Origin of the sequence: Streptomyces sp. NPDC097619 (genome assembly GCF_040302735.1) — a bacterium.
GTDB lineage: Bacteria > Actinomycetota > Actinomycetes > Streptomycetales > Streptomycetaceae > Streptomyces.
On sequence record NZ_JBEOSD010000081.1, the window covers coordinates 17,635 to 34,198 of the forward strand.

13 protein-coding genes are annotated in these 16,564 nt (G+C 76.3%); 12 read left to right on the plus strand and 1 reads right to left on the minus strand.

The genetic code is table 11. The features are described 5' to 3' along the window. The first annotated feature begins 35 nt into the window (after positions 1-35). The 12 genes from ABTZ17_RS21855 to ABTZ17_RS21910 all read left to right on the plus strand — a co-directional run bounded on the left by ABTZ17_RS21855 (position 36) and on the right by ABTZ17_RS21910 (position 15,711). The gene (locus ABTZ17_RS21855; RefSeq protein WP_352197346.1) at positions 36-1,181 is read left to right on the plus strand and encodes an ABC transporter substrate-binding protein; all 1,146 of its coding nucleotides are present in this window, start codon (positions 36-38) and stop codon (positions 1,179-1,181) included. Further along, a complete protein-coding gene (locus ABTZ17_RS21860; protein WP_352197347.1) occupies positions 1,181-2,080 on the plus strand; it encodes an ABC transporter permease in 900 nt (299 codons plus the stop codon). Before ABTZ17_RS21855 ends, ABTZ17_RS21860 begins: the two co-directional genes overlap by 1 nt. After that, a complete protein-coding gene (locus ABTZ17_RS21865) occupies positions 2,068-2,979 on the plus strand; it encodes an ABC transporter permease (protein ID WP_352197348.1) in 912 nt (303 codons plus the stop codon). Before ABTZ17_RS21860 ends, ABTZ17_RS21865 begins: the two co-directional genes overlap by 13 nt. Before the next feature lie 3 nt (positions 2,980-2,982). Beyond that, a complete protein-coding gene (locus ABTZ17_RS21870; protein WP_352197349.1) occupies positions 2,983-4,068 on the plus strand; it encodes an ABC transporter ATP-binding protein in 1,086 nt (361 codons plus the stop codon). After that, the gene (locus ABTZ17_RS21875) at positions 4,065-4,787 is read left to right on the plus strand and encodes an HAD family hydrolase (RefSeq protein ID WP_352197350.1); all 723 of its coding nucleotides are present in this window, start codon (positions 4,065-4,067) and stop codon (positions 4,785-4,787) included. Before ABTZ17_RS21870 ends, ABTZ17_RS21875 begins: the two co-directional genes overlap by 4 nt. 94 nt (positions 4,788-4,881) lie before the next feature. Beyond that, positions 4,882-5,391 (plus strand): NfeD family protein, encoded by a 510-nt coding sequence (locus ABTZ17_RS21880; RefSeq protein ID WP_352197351.1) that lies wholly within the window; start codon positions 4,882-4,884, stop codon positions 5,389-5,391. A gap of 93 nt (positions 5,392-5,484) precedes the next feature. Next, entirely contained in the window at positions 5,485-7,008 is a 1,524-nt protein-coding gene (locus ABTZ17_RS21885) for an SPFH domain-containing protein (protein WP_352197352.1), read from the plus strand. Positions 7,009-7,202: 194 nt separating this feature from the next. Next, the gene (locus tag ABTZ17_RS21890) at positions 7,203-8,258 is read left to right on the plus strand and encodes a PucR family transcriptional regulator (RefSeq protein ID WP_352197353.1); all 1,056 of its coding nucleotides are present in this window, start codon (positions 7,203-7,205) and stop codon (positions 8,256-8,258) included. A 371-nt stretch (positions 8,259-8,629) separates the two neighbouring features. Further along, positions 8,630-11,281 (plus strand): class III lanthionine synthetase LanKC, encoded by a 2,652-nt coding sequence (lanKC, locus tag ABTZ17_RS21895; protein WP_352197359.1) that lies wholly within the window; start codon positions 8,630-8,632, stop codon positions 11,279-11,281. A 111-nt stretch (positions 11,282-11,392) separates the two neighbouring features. Further along, complete coding sequence (locus ABTZ17_RS21900; RefSeq protein ID WP_352197354.1) at positions 11,393-11,518, plus strand: SapB/AmfS family lanthipeptide; 126 nt, start codon at positions 11,393-11,395, stop codon at positions 11,516-11,518. A 302-nt stretch (positions 11,519-11,820) separates the two neighbouring features. Next, positions 11,821-13,632 carry an ATP-binding cassette domain-containing protein gene (locus ABTZ17_RS21905; protein WP_352197355.1) on the plus strand — a complete coding sequence of 604 codons (1,812 nt, stop codon included), beginning with the start codon at positions 11,821-11,823 and terminating at the stop codon, positions 13,630-13,632. 54 nt (positions 13,633-13,686) lie between these two features. After that, positions 13,687-15,711 (plus strand): ATP-binding cassette domain-containing protein, encoded by a 2,025-nt coding sequence (locus tag ABTZ17_RS21910; RefSeq protein ID WP_352197356.1) that lies wholly within the window; start codon positions 13,687-13,689, stop codon positions 15,709-15,711. Here the strand turns inward: ABTZ17_RS21910 and ABTZ17_RS21915 are convergent. Then, a complete protein-coding gene (locus tag ABTZ17_RS21915) occupies positions 15,680-16,369 on the minus strand; it encodes an SDR family oxidoreductase (protein ID WP_352197357.1) in 690 nt (229 codons plus the stop codon). The two genes, ABTZ17_RS21910 and ABTZ17_RS21915, sit on opposite strands and share 32 nt — an antisense overlap. Positions 16,370-16,564 lie beyond the last annotated feature (195 nt).

Here is a 16,564-nt window from a genome sequence, read left to right on the forward strand (position 1 = left end):
TTCCGTCCTCCCACCCTCAGGATCCAGGAGCCCCCGTGCCCAGATCGTCCCGCCGCGCAGCCGCCGTCCTCGGCGCCGCCGCACTCGTCACCCTCACCGCGGCCTGCGGCGCCGCCCCCGACGCCCCGACGGAGAAGGGCAAGGCGGCCCCCGCCTCCGCCGGCTCCGCCGCGGAGCTGGGCGGCCTGGAGGCGCTGGTCGCCGCCGCGCAGAAGGAGGGCGAGCTGAACGTCATCGCCCTGCCGCCGGACTGGGCGAACTACGGCGAGATCATCACGACCTTCGAGGCCAAGTACAAGATCAAGGTCAAGAGCGAGAACCCGGACGCCGCCAGCGCCGACGAGATCGCCGCCGTCAAGACCCGCAAGGGCCAGGACCGCGCCCCCGACGTCCTCGACCTCGGCATCGCCTTCGCCCGCAGCGGCGCCGGCGAGGGCCTCTTCGCCCCCTACAAGGTGGCCTCCTGGGACAAGATCCCCGGGGAGCAGAAGGACGTGGCCGGCCGCTGGTACAACGACTACGGTGGCTACGTCTCCATCGGCTGCGACGCCAAGCGCGTCAAGGTCTGCCCGACGAGCTTCGCCGACCTGCTCAAGCCCGAGTACAAGGGCAAGGTCGCCCTCAACGGCAACCCGACCAAGTCCGGCTCCGCCTTCGGCGGCGTCTACGCGGCGGCCCTCGCCAACAAGGGATCCTTCGCCGACATCCAGCCCGGCATCGACTTCTTCGCCAAGCTGAAGAAGAGCGGCAACTTCATCCCCGTGGAGTCCACACCCGCCACCGTCGAGAAGGGCGAGACGCCCATCTCCATCGACTGGGACTACCTCAACGCCGGCTACGCCGACCAGTTCCAGGGCAAGGGCGTCGACTGGAAGGTCGCCGTCCCCACCGACGGGGTCTACGCCCAGTACTACTCCCAGGCCATCAACAAGCACGCCCCGCACCCCGCGGCCGCCCGCCTGTGGATGGAGTTCCTCTACAGCCCCGAGGGCCAGAACCTCTGGCTCAAGGGCTACGCCCGCCCCGTCCTGCTGCCGGCGATGACCCAGGACGGCACCGCCGACAAGGAGTTCGTCGCCAAGCTCCCCGAGGTCAAGGGCACCCCCGCCTTCCCGGCCTCCTCCGAGCTCGACCAGGCCAAGGCCACCCTCGCCGAGAAGTGGGACAAGGCACTCTCCTGATGTCCGCACACCCGACCCCCCACCCGGGGACCGCCGGCGGCACCTCCCGCCGCCGGCGGCGCGGCCCCCGCACCTGGCTCGCCGCCCTCCCCCTGCTGCTGTTCACCGCGATCTGCTTCGGTCTCCCCTTCGGAGCCCTCGCCTTCGGAGCCGTCACCGGCACCGACCCGGCCACCGGAGCCACCCGCCTCACCGGCGAACACCTCGGGCGCTCCCTCCAGGGCCCCTACCTGGACTCCCTCGCCGGCAGCGTGCGGCTCTCCGCGCTCACCGCCCTCATCGCCTGCGTCCTGGGCGTGCTCATCGCCCAGGCCGTCGTCACCTCCCGCTCCAAGGCGCTCCGCGACATCGCCCTGACCGCCTCCGGCGTCCTCGCGAACTTCGGCGGCGTCCCCCTCGCCTTCGCCTTCATCGCCACCCTGGGCATCTCCGGGGTCGTCACCCGGCTCGGCGACCTCACCTCGCTCGGCTGGGACCTGTACTCCTTCGGCGGCCTGGCCACCGTCTACCTGTACTTCCTGATCCCCCTCATGGTGCTGGTGGCCGTACCCGCGCTCGACGGACTGCGGCCGCAGTGGCGCGAGGCCGCCGCCAACGCCGGCGCGGGCACCTGGCAGTTCTGGCGGCACATCGGCATCCCGGTGCTCACCCCCACCCTGCTCGGCGGGGCCGTGCTCCTCTTCGGCACCGCCTTCGCCGCCCACGCCACCGCGGCCGCCCTGGTCGGCGGCTCCGTCCCGCTGGTCACCCTCAAGATCGCGGACGCCCTGTCCGGGAACGTCCTGACCGGCCAGGAGAACGTGGCCCTGGCCCTCGGCCTCGACATGATCCTGATCGCCGCCCTGGTCATGGCGGTCTACCTGCCCCTCCAGCGACGGAGCGCCCGATGGCTGCGATGACCCCCACCGCCCCGGACACCGCCGCCGGCGGCGCCACCCCCGCCCCCACCCGACCCGCCGCCGCCCGCCGCGACCGGCGCGGCCGCCCCCGGATCTGGCGCGGCGCCGTCCTCGGCCTCGCGGCCGCCTACTTCCTGCTCCCGCTGGCGGCCTCCTTCGTCTTCACCGTCCACGTACCCGGCCAGGGCATCAGCTTCGACGCCTACACCGGACTCCTCGGCGCCGAGGGCTTCACGAGCAGCCTGCTCCTCTCCCTCGGCCTGGCGGCCGCGACCATCGTGCTCTCCCTGGCCCTGGCCGTGCCCGCGCTGGTCGCCGTCCGCATCGGCGCCCCCCGGCTCCGCCCCGTGGTCGAGGTGATGTGCATGCTGCCCCTGGTGGTCCCGCCCATCGCCCTCGTCACCGGCATCAGCACGGTGCTGCGCTGGGGCCCCGACCACCTCTCCCGGACCCCGCTCTACCGGACCTTCCTCGCCGTACAGGACGAGTCCTTCCCCGTGGTCCTGGTCCTCGCCTACACCGTCCTCGCCCTGCCCTTCGTGTACCGCTCCCTGGACGCCGGACTCCGGGCCGTGGACGTCCCCACCCTGGTGGAGGCGGCCCGCAACTGCGGGGCCTCCTGGACCCGCACCGTCCTGCGCGTGATCCTCCCCAACCTGCGCTCCTCCCTGGCCGGAGCGGCCTTCCTCACCCTGGCCCTGGTCCTCGGCGAGTTCACCATCGCCTCCCTCCTCGGCTTCCAGCCGTTCGCCGTCTGGATCGTCTCCATCTCCGGATCGCAGGCCCGCATGTCGGTCGCCGTGTCCGTCCTCAGCCTCGTCGTCACCTGGGCGCTGCTGCTGGTCCTCTCCCGCGCCGGAACGGCCCCGGGAACGACCGCGCCCCGTAAGGAGTCCTGACCCATGTCCCCCGTGACCGAGAGCCGCACCAGCCCGGCCGCGACCCCCGGCGCCCGGCTGGAGTTCCGCGCCCTGCGCCGCAGCTTCGGCTCCACCACCGCCCTCGACGGCCTCGACCTCACCGTCGGCCCCGGCGAACTCCTCGCCCTCCTGGGCCCCTCCGGCTGCGGCAAGACCACCGCCCTGCGCATGGTCGCCGGCTTCGAACGGCCCGACTCCGGCGAAGTCCTCGTCGACGGACGCGACATCACCGACGTCCCCGCCAACCGGCGCGACGCCGGCATGGTCTTCCAGTCGTACAGCCTCTTCCCGAACCTCACCGTCCGCGACAACGTCGCCTTCGGCATGAAGGTCCGCAAGGTGCCCGCCGCCCGCCGGCACGCCCGCGCCGCCGAACTCCTCGAACTCGTCGGCCTGCCCCGCCACGGCGACCGCTACGCCCACCAGCTCTCCGGCGGCCAGCAGCAGCGCGTCGCCCTGGCCCGCGCCCTCGCCCTGGAACCGCGCCTGCTGCTCCTGGACGAGCCGCTGTCCGCCCTCGACGCCCAGGTCCGACAGAGCCTGCGCGAGGAGATCCGCCGCCTCCAGCTCTCCCTGGGCATCACCACCGTCTTCGTCACCCACGACCAGGAGGAGGCCCTGTCCATGGCCGACCGGGTCGCCGTGCTCAACGCGGGCCGCCTGGAACAGTGCGCCGCCCCCGCCGAGCTGTACGCCCGCCCGGCCACCCCCTTCGTCGCCGGCTTCGTCGGCACCATGAACCGGCTGCCCGGCCGCACCGGCGGCGGCCTCGTGGACGTGGCCGGACACCGCCTCCCCGTCGACGGCACCGCCCCCACCGGGCCGGAGGTGGACGTCCTGCTGCGCCCCGAGGACATCACCGTCACCGCCGACCCGGCCGGCACCACCCGCGTGCTCTCCGCCTCCTTCCTCGGCGCGGTCACCCGCGTCCACCTCGAACTCGCCGACGGGGCACGGATCCGGGCCGACCTCCCCTCCCGCGAGGCCGCCCCGCTGGCCCCCGGCACCCGCACCACCATCGGACTCTCCGACCGGCCGGTCCTCGTCGTCCCCCGGAGCGCGGCATGAGCGACCTGGCCGCCGTCCTGTTCGACATGGACGGCACCCTGGTGGACACCGAGGGCCTGTGGTGGCGCGTCACCGAGGAGCTCGCCGCCTCGCTCGGCCACCGCCTCGGCCCCGCCGACGCCCCCGAGGTCGTCGGCCGGGCCGTGGAGGACACCGCCGCGCACCTGGCCCGCGTCACCGGGACCACCGATCCGGCCGCGCCGGCCGCGCTGGCCGAGGCCCTCGGAGCCGCCTTCCTGACCCGGGTCGAGGAGGGCACCCCGCTCCGTCCCGGCGCCCAGGCGCTGTTGACCGCCCTCGAAGCGGAGGGCGTGCCCTTCGCCCTGGTCAGCGCCTCCCCCCGGACGGTCGTGGACTCGGTGACCCGGGGCGCCCTCGGGCACGTGCCCTTCGCCCTCACCCTGTCCGCCGACGACGTGGCCCGGACGAAGCCGCACCCCGAGCCCTACCTGGCCGCCGCGGGACTGCTCGGCGTGCCGATCGAGCACTGCGTGGCCGTGGAGGACTCCCCGGACGGGGCGGCCTCCGCCGAGGCCGCGGGCTGCCCCCTCCTGGTGGTGCCCTCGCTGCTGCCGGTCCCGCCCTCGCCCCGGCGACGCTTCGCCGACAGCCTGGCCGAAGTGGACCCCCCGGCCCTGCGGGCCTGGGTGACGGCGGCCTCGGCGATCGCCGGACCTGACCGGACGGCCCCCGCCCCCGGCTGCGTCAGAGAAGCGTAAAGACTGCCGGGATCCGGCAATGAAAGGATCCCGGCAGAGGTGTCACCCTGCACTTGTCCGGCGGAGGTCCCGTCCGGGCGGGGGAGGTGGATCCGTGGAACCGTTCCTGGGTCTCGGCATCGCGGGCACCGTCCTGCTGGCCTGTTCCCTGCTCTTCGACGGAGTCCTGGAAGGGCTGACCGACGGCCTCGGCGCCGGGTTCCCCGACGGCCTCCTCTCGCTGCCCGTCATCGCGGGCTTCGTCTCGATGCTCGGCTTCACCGGCGCCCTGATACGGGCCGCCACCGGAGCCGGACCGGTGCCGGCCGCCGTCGTCGGGACCCTCGCCGGAGCGGGCACCGCCTGGGCGGCCCTGCGCTTCGGCCGGGCCCTGACGCGGGACGGCGGCGGGGCCGCGCCCGGCCGGGAGACCCTGGTCGGCTCGACCGGGACCGTGGTCACCGCGATCCCGGCCGCGGGCTACGGCGAGGTGCTGCTGAGGCCGGCCGGACAGACCGTGAAGTTCTCCGCGACCGCCGAGGGCCCGGTGCCCCGCGGTACGGAGGTCTGGGTCACGGCCGTGGCCTCGGCCGGCTCCGTCAGCGTCCGGGCCGTCGAACGCTGACCGGCCGGGCCGCGGCCGCCGGCGGGCGGACCGCCCGCGTTCCATCCGACACCGAAGCCCTCCCCGGCGGGGAGGGCGGGGGGAGACACGTCCATGAGTCCAGTCGTCACCGCGATCACGGGGATCCTGGTCCTCCTCGTCCTGCTCGCCCTGGTGATCGTCACCCGGTACAAGGTGGCCGGCCCCAGCGAGGCGTTCATCATCACCGGACGGCGCGGCCGGCGGGCCACGGACCCGGAGACGGGCCGGGTGTTCACCGACAACAGCGGACAGAAGGTCGTGGTCGGCGGCGGGGTCTTCGTGGTCCCCTTCGTCCAGCAGCGCTACACCCTGGACCTGTCCAGCCGACACATCCCGGTCGCCGTCCGCGGGGCGGTCACCCTCCGCGGCATCAAGGCCCACCTGGAGGGCGTGGCGATCGTCAAGGTGGGCGGCACCGAGGACGCCATCCGGGCCGCCGCCCAGCGCTTCCTCCAGCAGCAGGACGGCATCGTCGGCTTCACCCAGGAGGTGCTCTCCGGGGCGCTGCGGGCCATCGTCGGCCGGATGTCGGTCGAGGACGTGATCCGCGACCGGGCCGCGTTCGCCGGACAGGTCGCCGAGGAGGCGGAGGCCAGCCTCTCCGGGCAGGGCCTGGTCCTCGACGCCTTCCAGATCCAGGACATCAGCACCGAGGGCTCCTACCTGGAGGACCTGGGACGGCCGGAGGCCGCCCGGGCCCGCCAGGAGGCCGACATCGCCGAGGCCGGGGCCCGCCGGGTGGCCGAGCAGGCCCGCCTGAAGGCGGAGGAGGAGATCGCCGTCGCCCAGCGCACCCTGTACCTGCGGCAGGCGGAGATCAAGGCCGAGACCGACGCCGCCGCCGCGCAGGCCAACGCCTCCGGTCCGCTGGCGGAAGCCGCCCGACAGCAGCAGATCCTCGCCGAGCAGGAGAAGGTCGCCGAGCGGCAGGCCGCCCTGACCGACCGCCAGCTCGACACGGAGGTCCGCAAGCCCGCCGACGCCCGCCGGTACGCCGCCGAGCAGGAGGCCGAGTCCCTGCGGGTGGCCCGGGTCAAGCAGGCCGAGGCGGAGCGACTGGCCGCGATCGCCGCCGCGCAGGCGGAGGCCGAGCGCTCCCGGCTCACCGGTGAGGGCGAGAAGCAGCGCCGCTCCGCGTTGGCCGAGGCCGAGGCCGTCGAGGGCGCCAAGCGCGGCGAGGCCGAGCGCTCCCGGCGTGCCGCCATCGCCGAAGCCGTCCGCCTGGAGGGCGAGGCGGAGGCCGACGCCATCGCCGCGAAGGGCGCCGCGGAGGCCGCCGCCATGGAGAAGAAGGCCGAAGCCTTCGAACGGTACGGCGACGCCGCCATGGTCCAGATGATGGTGGAGGCCCTGCCCGAGGTGGTGGCGAAGGCCGCCGAGCCGCTGGCGGCCGTCGACCGGATGACCGTCATCTCCACCGACGGCGCCTCGAAGCTGTCCCGGACCGTCACCGACAACGTGGTCCAGGGCATGGAACTCCTCGGCTCCGCCACCGGCGTGGACCTCGCCGCGCTGCTCGCCGGCCACGCGGCCCCCGCCGCGGCCCGGAACGGCAACGGGAAGAACGGCGAGGCGAAGATCGAGATCGACGGGTGAGCCGCCGCGCGGGCCGGTCCACGGAGCACCGGACCGGCCCGCGCGGGCACCACCCCGACCACCCCGCACCTCACCCGGCGCCCCACCCCGACACCTTGCCGGGTCCCGGCAGTTCCTAGACTGCCCCGGGGCCGCGGGTACCGGCTCCGGGAACGGCACGGCGACGGGCCGACGGCGAAGGGACGGGGACGGGCATGGCACCGGAGGACGCGGCGACGCACCACCTGACGGGCTACGGGCCCGCCCTGATCGACGCCTGCGCCACCGGCCGGCGCCTGACCCGTGAGGAACTGGACGCCCGACGGGCCCGGGGCGAACGGGCCGCCGAGGCCGGCCTCTCCCTGCGCGGCCTGGTCCGCGCCCACCTCGCTGCCGCCCGCGCCTTGCAACCCGCCCTGACGGCCGCGGGCAACCGACACCTGCTCACCGTGACCGAACAGGCCGTGGACGCCTTCGCCGAGGGCTACGAACGGGCCCAGACCATGGCGATACGCCAAGAGGTCGCCGCACGGCGCGAGTTCGTCGACGACCTCCTGCACGGCGGCGGCGACCTCGGCGCACTGGCCGAACGGGCCCAGCGGTTCGGCCTGCGCCTGTCGCAGTCCCACGCCGTGGCCGTGGCCGCCGGCCCCGAACCGTACGCCGAGGGCTACCCGGTCGCCCGGGCCGTGGAGAACTCCGTCCTGACCCGCTTCCGGGACCGGAACGTACTGCTCGCCACCAAGGACGGCCGGATCGTCTGCGTGGCCCCCGGTGACCGCGCCGACGTCCTCGCCCACTTCGGTAAGCAGGCGTACGCCGCCACCGACGGCGGCCGGGTGGCCATCGGACGCCCCCACCCCGGGCCCGGGGGAGTGGTGCAGTCCTACCAGGAGGCCCTCAACGTGCTCTCCCTCGCCGACCGGATGGACCTCGACGGGCCCGTACTGCACGCCGCCGACCTGCTGGTCTACCCCGTGCTGGCCCGCGACCGGGCGGCCATGGCCGATCTCGTGGAGACCACCCTGGGACCGCTGCGCCGGGCGCGCGGCGGCCCCGGCCCCCTGCTCGCCACCCTCTCCGCCTACTTCGACAGCGGCTGCGTGGCCGCCGAGACGGCCCGGCGACTCTCCCTCAGCGTCCGCGCCCTCACCTACCGGTTGGACCGCATCCACACCCTCACCGGGGCCGACCCGCACGAACCCGCCCACCGCTACACCCTCCAGACCGCCGTCATCGGCGCCCGACTCCTCGGATGGCCCGAGGACTGACCCGACGGCCCCCTCCCGCGCCCCCCGCTCCCACGCCGCCCCGCGGTCCTTCCGCCCCGCCGTCGTCGGCCGCCGGCGCGCACGGGCCGCAGGATGCGCCCGTGGCACGTGAGCACCGCATATGTCGAACAGCTATTCCGGCGCGCGGAGCCGCACGGATCGAGGGGGAACGGGGCCCCGCGCGCCCTGGCATATGCGCTCAGTGCTCCCTGCCCGGACCGGTCCGCCTGTCATACCTTCGGATCAGGCGGCCGAGGGACGGCCGCGGCCCCGCGAGGGGCCCCGGCCACGGGGCCCCGGAACGCCGCGCACCCCTCCGCCGCCGGGTACGTCCTGCGTCTCTCAGCCCAGCCGAGGGGGCCGTTGTGGACATGCGCTACGAGGCGCATTCTTTCGCCGACAACCTGTTCTACGACTCGCCCGTCCGCTGGGCCGTCCGCGAGGAGTTCGCCGCCGCCACGGCGGACCCTCCCGAGGGCTGGCACGCCACCGTGCAGGACGTGTGGGCCGGCCGCACCCCGGCCGGGGCCCACCTCCCCGAACAGGGCTGGAAGATCCACGTGTCGGCCCGCATGGACAACGCCGAAGCGGTGCTGTCGGCCGTGAGCGCCCACTGCTTCGACCACCGGATCGCCTTCAAGTTCCTCCGCAGCCCCACCCTGGTGCAGACCCAGAACGCCAAGTACGCGGCGCGCGGCTCCAGCGGCAAGTTCATGACCCTCTACCCCGTGGAGGAGGCCGACCTCGAACGATGTCTCCACGAACTGGACGACGTCCTCGCCGGGCAGGCCGGCCCGTACATCCTCAGTGACCTGCGCTGGCGCCGGGGCCCCCTCTACCTCCGCTACGGCGGATTCACCGAACGGTACTGCCGCTCCGAGACCGGCGAACTCGTCCTCGCCCTGCGCGACCCCTCCGGCGCCCTGCTCCCCGACGTCCGCGGGGCCGTCTTCGAGGTCCCCGACTGGGCCCCCGTCCCCGCCGTCCTCACCGAGGCCCTCGCCGCCCGCGACTCCGCCAGCACCGCCGCGTTCCCGTACACCGTCCTGCGCGCCCTGCACTTCTCCAACGGCGGCGGCATCTACGTGGCCCGGCCCGCCGGCGGCGGCCCCGAGGTGGTCCTCAAGGAGGCCCGCCCGCACGCCGGACTCGACCAGCGCGGCGAGGACGCCGTGACCCGCCTGCACACCGAGCACGCGATCCTCCGCCGGCTCGCCGGACTGTCGTGCGTCCCCGCCGTGCACGATCTGCACACCGCCTGGGAACACCACTTCCTCGTCCAGGAACACGTCGAGGGCGAACCCCTCAACCGCTGGTTCGCCCGGCACTACCCCCTGGTGCGCCCCGCCCCCACCGACGAGGAGGTGGCCCGCTACCGGGAGGAGGCCGCGCGGGTCCTCGCGGGCATCGCCGAAGGACTGCGGGCCATCCACGCCCGCGGGGTGGTCTTCGGGGACCTCCACCCCCGCAACCTGATCGTGCGCCCCGACGGCACCGTCTGCTTCGTCGACTTCGAACTGGCCTCCCCCGCGGCGGACTACCTCCGCCCCGGACTCGGGGCCGCCGGCTTCGCCGCACCCGCCGACCTGCGCGGCTTCGCCATCGACCGGTACGCGCTGGACGCCCTGCGGCTGTGGATGCACCTGCCGCTGATGCAGCTCACCGCCCTCGACCCCGGGATCCGCACCGAACTCGCCCGCTCCGCCGAGGAACGCTTCGGCCTCCCCGCCGGACACCTCGCCGAGACACCGGCCGCGCCCGAGGACCGGGAAGGCCCCCGCACCGGAGCCGCCCCCACCCCGGCGGCCGACGCCGGGACCGGCGCGGGTGCCGACGAACGGGCCCGACTGAAGCGGCTGTTCACCGGGGATCCCGCCGAGTGGCCCGCCCTCCGCGCCTCCCTCGCCGCCGCCGTGGCCGCGAGCGCCACCCCGGACCGGCGGGACCGGCTCTTCCCCGGCGACCCGGGCCAGTTCACCCACGACGGCCTCGGGCTGGCCTACGGCACGGCCGGGGTGCTGTGGGCCCTGCACGCCACCGGGGCGCCCGTGGACCCCGCGCACGTCCAGTGGCTCGTGGACGCCGTCCCCCGCCACCCCCGCAGGCCCGGTCTGTACACCGGCTCGCACGGGGTGGCCCTCACCCTCGACCGGCTCGGCCGCACCCGGGAGGCGCACGCCCTCCTCGAACGGCTGCTCGCGGACCCGGCCGAGGGACACGGCACCGACCTCGCGGCCGGACTGCCCGGCATCGGTCTGACCCTCCTGCACTTCGCCGACCGCACCGGCGACGCCGCGCTCCTGACGGCCGCCTGCCGCACCGCCGAACTCCTCGTCCGTCGCCTCGGCACGGTCCCCGGAGCACCCGGGACGACCGACAGCCGCCGCACCGGACTGCTGTACGGGGCCTCCGGAGCCGCGCTGTTCCTGCTCCGGCTGTACGAGCGCACCGGCGACCCCGCCCTCCTCGACCACGCCGACCGGGCCCACGCCCGGGACCTGGAGCGCTGCGTCCTCGGTGAGGACGGCACCCTCCAGGTCGACGACGGCAGCCGGGTCCTGCCCTACCTGGAGTCCGGCAGCGCGGGCATCGGGGCCGTCCTCGCCGACCTCCTCCGGCACCGCCCCGACCCGGCCCGCCGCCACAGCCTCGAACGGATCCGGGCCGCCGCCGCACCCGAGTTCATCGTGCAGTCCGGCCTCTTCAACGGCCGGGCCGGACTCCTCCTGCTGCTGCACCACCTCCGGGGCACCGAGAGCGACACGGACACCCCCTCGGCCGACCTCGTCCGGCGGCACGTCCGAAGGCTCACCTGGCACCTGGTGCCCTACCAGGGGCACGCCGCGTTCCCCGGCGAACAGCTCCTGCGGCTCTCCATGGACCTCGCCACCGGCACCGCCGGCGTCCTGCTCGCCCTCGGCACCGCCCTGGTCGGCACCCCGGCCCTGCCCTTCCTCGGAGACCCCGTCCCCGAGGCACCCGCCGCCGCCCCGCCGCCCGAAGCCGCCCGTCCGGCGGCCTGACGGCCCGGCCCCCGGCACCCACCCCCGCGACCCGCGGGCCGCGGCCACGAGTTTCCGGTGCACCCACCGGAAAGCACCACCCGCACCGAACCGCCAGAACAGGAGCACCCCATGTCCATCCTCAGCCTGCAGTCCCTGGCCACCCCCGAGGACACCACCGAGTACATGTCCGTCCTCAGCTCCCTGAGCGTCGTCAACTGCACCAACAGCACCGTCAGCACCCTGCTCTGCCTCTAGCGGCACCGGCGGCCTCCCGCCGCCACGACACCGGGCCCCGCCACCGGCGGTGACGGAGGACCCGGTCGCAGAAGACCGGCCCGGGCGGTGCGACAGCCCGGGCCGGTCCCGCGCGCCGGGCCCGCCCCGGCCACGGCCCCCGGCCACCAGGAGGCACCGGCATGCGGGAAGACAGCCCCCGGCCCCCCGAACCGACCCCGACCTCCGCACCGACCGCGACCCCCGAACCGCCCGGGACCCCCGGATCCGAGGCGCCCCGCGAGCCCTGCGCGAGCCCCGCGCCCCCCGCCCCCGCACCCCCCGTGAGCCGGCGTGGCGCCCGCCCGGCCCGCTCCGGCCGCCGCCCCGGCGAGCGGGTCGGATGGCCCGCCCTCCTCGCCCTGGCCCTGACCGCGAGCTCCCTCGCCTCCCTCGCCCTGCCCGCCGTCCTCGCCACCGCCGTGGACCGCGCCCTGACCGAAGGCGCCACCGCCGCCCTCGCACCCCTGGCCCTCGCCCTGGCCCTGCTCACCGCCGCCGAGGCCCTGGCCCAGTACGCGGGCCCGCGCGGTACGGCCGGTACGGCCGCCGCCCTCCGCGCCGCCCTCGTCCGACACGTCCTGGCCGGAGGACCGCACGCCCCGGCCCGCCCCGCCACCGGGGACCTCCTGGCCCGGCTGACCGCCGCCACCGCCGAGGCCGCCCTCGCCGCCCAGGCGGTCGTGCACGCCGCCGCCCAACTCCTCATGGCCCTCGGCGCCGTGACCGCCCTCTGGCTGCTGGACCCCCGCCTCGCGGCCGCCTTCCTGATCACCGCCCCCCTCGGCTACCTGCTGCTGCGCCGCCACCTGACCCGCACCACCCGCCGCGGCACCGGCTACCAGGAGGCCCAGGCCGCCGTGGCCGCCCGCCTCCTCGACGCCCTCGCCGGAGTCCGTACCATCGCCGCCTCCGGCACCGTCGAGCAGGAGATCGAACGCGTCCTGGAACCCGTCCCCGAACTCTCCGCCCACGGCCGCGCCCTGTGGGACAGTCAGCGGCGGGTCGCCTGGTCCACCGGACTGCTCGCCCCCGCCACCCAGCTGGTCGTCCTCGCCGTGGCCGGCCACGCCCTCACCCGAGGCACCCTCACCCCGGGGGCCCTGGTGGCCGCCCTCGGCTACACCGCCCTCGGCCTGGGCGGGTTCGGCACCGCCCAGAGCCTGCTGGACCTGGCCCGCGCCCGGGCCGGACGGGCCCGCGTGCGCGAGCTCCTCGCCGTCCCGCCGCCCCCCGCCGGGCTGCGCGCCCTCCCGCCCGGCCCCGGCCGGCTGGAGCTCCGCGCCGTGGCCGTGCACCGCGAGGGCACCCCGCTCCTCGATTCCATCGAACTGACGGTCCCGGCGGGCCGCTGCCTCGCCGTCGTCGGCAGTTCCGGCGCGGGCAGCTCCCTGCTCGCCGCCGTCGCCGGCGGCCTGCTCGCCCCCGACCGGGGCGTGGTCCTCCTGGACGGGGTACCCCTCGACGAGGTCCGCCCCGCCGACCTGTCCGCGGCCGTCGCCCACGCCTTCGCCGACCCGGCCCTGACCGGGAGCACCCTCCTCGACGCCCTCCGCACCGGCACCCCCCGCCCCTCCGCGGGTCGCGCCCGCGCGGCCGCGGTCACGGCGGAGGCCGACGGGTTCATCCGACGGCTCCCCGCCGGATACGGCACCGCGCTCGCCGAAGCACCCCTCTCCGGCGGCCAACGGCAGCGCGTCGGACTCGCCCGCGCCCTCGCCCGCGAGGGCCGGCTGCTCGTCCTCGACGACGCCACCTCCAGCCTGGACCCCGGCACCGAGGCCCGGGTCCTGCGCTCCCTGGCGGCCGGCGACGCCCGCCGCACCCGGGTCGTCGTGACCCACCGCGCCGCCGTCGCCGCCCGCGCCGACACCGTCGCCTGGCTGGACCGGGGGAGGCTGCGTGCCTGCGCCCCGCACCACGAACTCTGGGAACGACCGGCCTACCGGGCCCTCTTCCACGCCGGACCCGGACCGGAAACGGCGACGGAATCCGCCACGGGAGCGGACACGGAATCGGCTGCGGACACGGAAACGGAGGGCGACGCGGACGCGGGGGAGGGCGGCGGCCGGTCCGCCCCGCCGGCCGCCTCCTGATCCGCCCGCTCACCCCGCCACGCACCGCCCGGACCCAGGAGAGGACCGTCCCGCATGGCCGCCCCGGCACACCGCGCCCCGGACCCGCCCGCCCCGGACCGGCCGCGCCCCGGCCCCGGCGGAACCCCACCGGAGCCCCCACCACGGACTCCCGACCGGACCGCCGCCAGCACCGCCCCCGCCGCCACCACCGGCGGCGGAGACCCCGCCGCCCGTGCGTCCCGGCGCCGGGGCCGGTCCGGGGCACGCCCGCGGCACCCGGTGCGGGCCCTGGTGCGCGACGCCCTGCGGAGGAACCCCCGGGCGGCCGTCGGGCTGACCGTGTGGACCCTGGTGTCCGCCGCCCCCGCCCTGGTCACCGGCAAGGCCCTGGCCCTCGCCGTGGACCGGGGGTTCCTCGCCGACCGCCCCGGCACCGCCGCCCTGGGCCTCGGCGCCTTCGCCCTCGCCGCCCTCACCGGGGCCTGGGCGGGCCGCCGCACCTATCCCTGGCTCGCCGAGATCATCGAGCCCGCCCGCGACGCCCTGCTGCGGGACGTGGTCACGGGCACCCTGCGGCGGGCCGTCGCCGAGCCGGCCCGCCCGGAGCCGGGCTCCCCGGCGGTGGCCGTGGCCCAGCTGACCCGACAGACCGAGGCGGTCCGCGACGCGCTCGCCGGACAGCTCCTGCTGGTGTGGCAGTTCGCCCTCACCCTGGCCGCCGTCGTCGCGGGCACCGCCGCCGTCGCCCCGGCCGCGGTCCCGCTGTTCGCGGCCCCCCTGCTCCTCGCCCTGCTCCTCTTCGGCCTCCTCGCCCCCGCCACCGTCCGCCGGCAGCGGGCGGCGTTCCGCACCGAGGAGGAGCTGGCCGCCCGCACCGCCGCCGTCCTCGCGGCCCTGCGCGACCTGACGGCCTGCGGGGCCCGGGAGGAGGCCGAACGCGAGCTCCTCGCGGCCGTCCACGCGCACTTCCGGGCCGCCCGCTCCCTGGCCCGGGTCGCCGCCCTGCGCCGCCTCATCGTGGCCCTCGGCGCCCACCTGCCGGTGCTGCTCATCGTGGCCGCCGCCCCCGCCCTCGTCCGGGACGGCCTGACCCCCGGCGCCGTCGTCGGAGTCCTCGCGTACGTGCTGACCACCCTCGAACCGGCCCTGCGGCTCCTGGTCCAGGGGGTGGGCGCCTCCTGGCTCCGGCTGGCCGTCGCCGCCGAACGCCTCGCCGCCGCCGCCCGTCCGCCCGCGCCGCCGGCCGTCCCCGACGGCCCGCTGCGGCCCGCCGACGGTTCGGCCGCGCTGTCCGGGGTCACCTTCGCCTACGGGCCCGGGGCCGAACCCGTCCTCGACGGCCTGGACCTGGACCTCGCGGACGGGGCGCACCTGGCCGTCGTCGGACCCTCCGGGATCGGCAAGTCCACCCTCGCCGACCTCCTCGCGGGACTGCTGCCCCCGGACGCCGGCCGGATCCGGATCGGCGGGGTGCCCCTGGACCGGATCGCCCCCCGTGACCGCCCCCGGGCCCGCGTCCTGGTACCGCAGGACCCGTACGTGTTCACCGGCAGCCTCCGCGACAACCTGCGCCAGCTCGCCCCCGACACCCCGGACGGGGAACTGATGCGGGTCGCCGAGGAGCTGGGGCTCGGACCGCTGCTGGAACGCCTGGGCGGGCCGGCCGGCACCCTCGTCCCCGGCACGCTGTCCGGCGGGGAACGCGCCCTGGTGGCCCTGGCCCGCGCCGCCCTCTCGCCCGCCCGCCTGGTCCTCCTCGACGAGGCGACCCGGCACCTGGACGCGGCGGCCGAGCTCCGCGTGGAGGAGGTGTTCCGGCGCCGGCCCGGCACCCTGGTCACCGTCACCCACCGGCCGGGCCCCGCCCGCCGCGCCGATCTCGTCCTCCTCCTGGACGGGCTGTCCCCCCGCACCGGCACCCACCGCGCGCTGCTGGCCGGGGTGCCGGGCTACGCGGAGCTCTCCGGCGAGCCGCCGACGGGCGCCGCGCACGGGCCCGGATCCGGGCCCGTGCCGCACCCGGGGAGGTTCGCGATCCGGGATCCCGAGACCCGGGATCGCGCGGTCAGTGACCGGGGCGCAGGGTCAGATCGCTGACGGTGGCGTCCCCGGGCAGCTCCAGTGCGGTGACCACGGCGGCGGCCACGGTGGCCGGGCTCATGTGCGCGGCCGCGTCGTAGGCCAGTCCGAACTGCGCGTGCAGCCGCTCCTGCATGGGGGTGTCGGTCTCCCCGGGGTAGACCGTGGTGACGCGCACCCCGTGGGCGTACTCCTCGGCCCGCAGCGTCTCCGCGAGGGCCTTGAGGCCGAACTTCGAGGCGGCGTAGGCCCCCAGCCGGGGCGGGGCGTGCACCCCGGCCCCCGAGTTGACGAACACCACCCGGCCGCGGGTCGCCCGCAGGGCGGGCAGCAGCAGCCGGGTCAGCTCGGCGGGCGCGGTCAGGTTCACGGCCAGGGTCCGTTGCCAGCCGGCGGCCCCGGCCTCGGCCACCGGGGCGGCGTCCGCCACCCCCGCGACGTGCAGCAGTGAGTCCAGCCGGTCCGGGAGCCCCTGGGCCCCGAGCCGTTCGGCGAGCCGGTCCGGCTCCGCGAGGTCGGCCACCACCGTGCGGCAGCCGGGATGTCGCGCGGCCAACTCCTCGGCCCGGGACGGGTCCCGGGCCAGCAGCCACAGTCGGTGTCCCCGCCCGGCCAGCAGTCCGGCCAAGGCCGCCCCGATCCCGGATCCGGCCCCTGTCAGCAGATGCTCTCCCATGGGGCCCATCCCTACCCGCCCCCGGTCCCCGTCCTCCCGACCCGGCCGGGCGCAGAGGCGCACCCCGCCGCTGAGGGCGCACGCCCCGGGAAACGGCCGGTGGCCGGCACCCCGCACTGACCATGCTCCTCACCTCCGACCTGGCGGTCCTCGACCACTGGGACGGCACCGTGCTGCTGATCGCCAACGCCATCA

Bases quoted from the DNA above. Each gene is read 5' to 3' on its own strand.
- lanKC (WP_352197359.1), top strand. From the start codon at position 8,630: ATGCGCTACGAGGCGCATTCTTTCGCCGACAACCTGTTCTACGACTCG.
- ABTZ17_RS21890 (WP_352197353.1), top strand. From the start codon at position 7,203: ATGGCACCGGAGGACGCGGCGACGCACCACCTGACGGGCTACGGGCCC.
- ABTZ17_RS21910 (WP_352197356.1), top strand. From the start codon at position 13,687: ATGGCCGCCCCGGCACACCGCGCCCCGGACCCGCCCGCCCCGGACCGG.
- ABTZ17_RS21915 (WP_352197357.1), bottom strand. From the start codon at position 16,369: ATGGGAGAGCATCTGCTGACAGGGGCCGGATCCGGGATCGGGGCGGCC.
- ABTZ17_RS21870 (WP_352197349.1), top strand. From the start codon at position 2,983: ATGTCCCCCGTGACCGAGAGCCGCACCAGCCCGGCCGCGACCCCCGGC.
- ABTZ17_RS21865 (WP_352197348.1), top strand. From the start codon at position 2,068: ATGGCTGCGATGACCCCCACCGCCCCGGACACCGCCGCCGGCGGCGCC.
- ABTZ17_RS21900 (WP_352197354.1), top strand. From the start codon at position 11,393: ATGTCCATCCTCAGCCTGCAGTCCCTGGCCACCCCCGAGGACACCACC.
- ABTZ17_RS21860 (WP_352197347.1), top strand. From the start codon at position 1,181: ATGTCCGCACACCCGACCCCCCACCCGGGGACCGCCGGCGGCACCTCC.
- ABTZ17_RS21885 (WP_352197352.1), top strand. From the start codon at position 5,485: ATGAGTCCAGTCGTCACCGCGATCACGGGGATCCTGGTCCTCCTCGTC.
- ABTZ17_RS21875 (WP_352197350.1), top strand. From the start codon at position 4,065: ATGAGCGACCTGGCCGCCGTCCTGTTCGACATGGACGGCACCCTGGTG.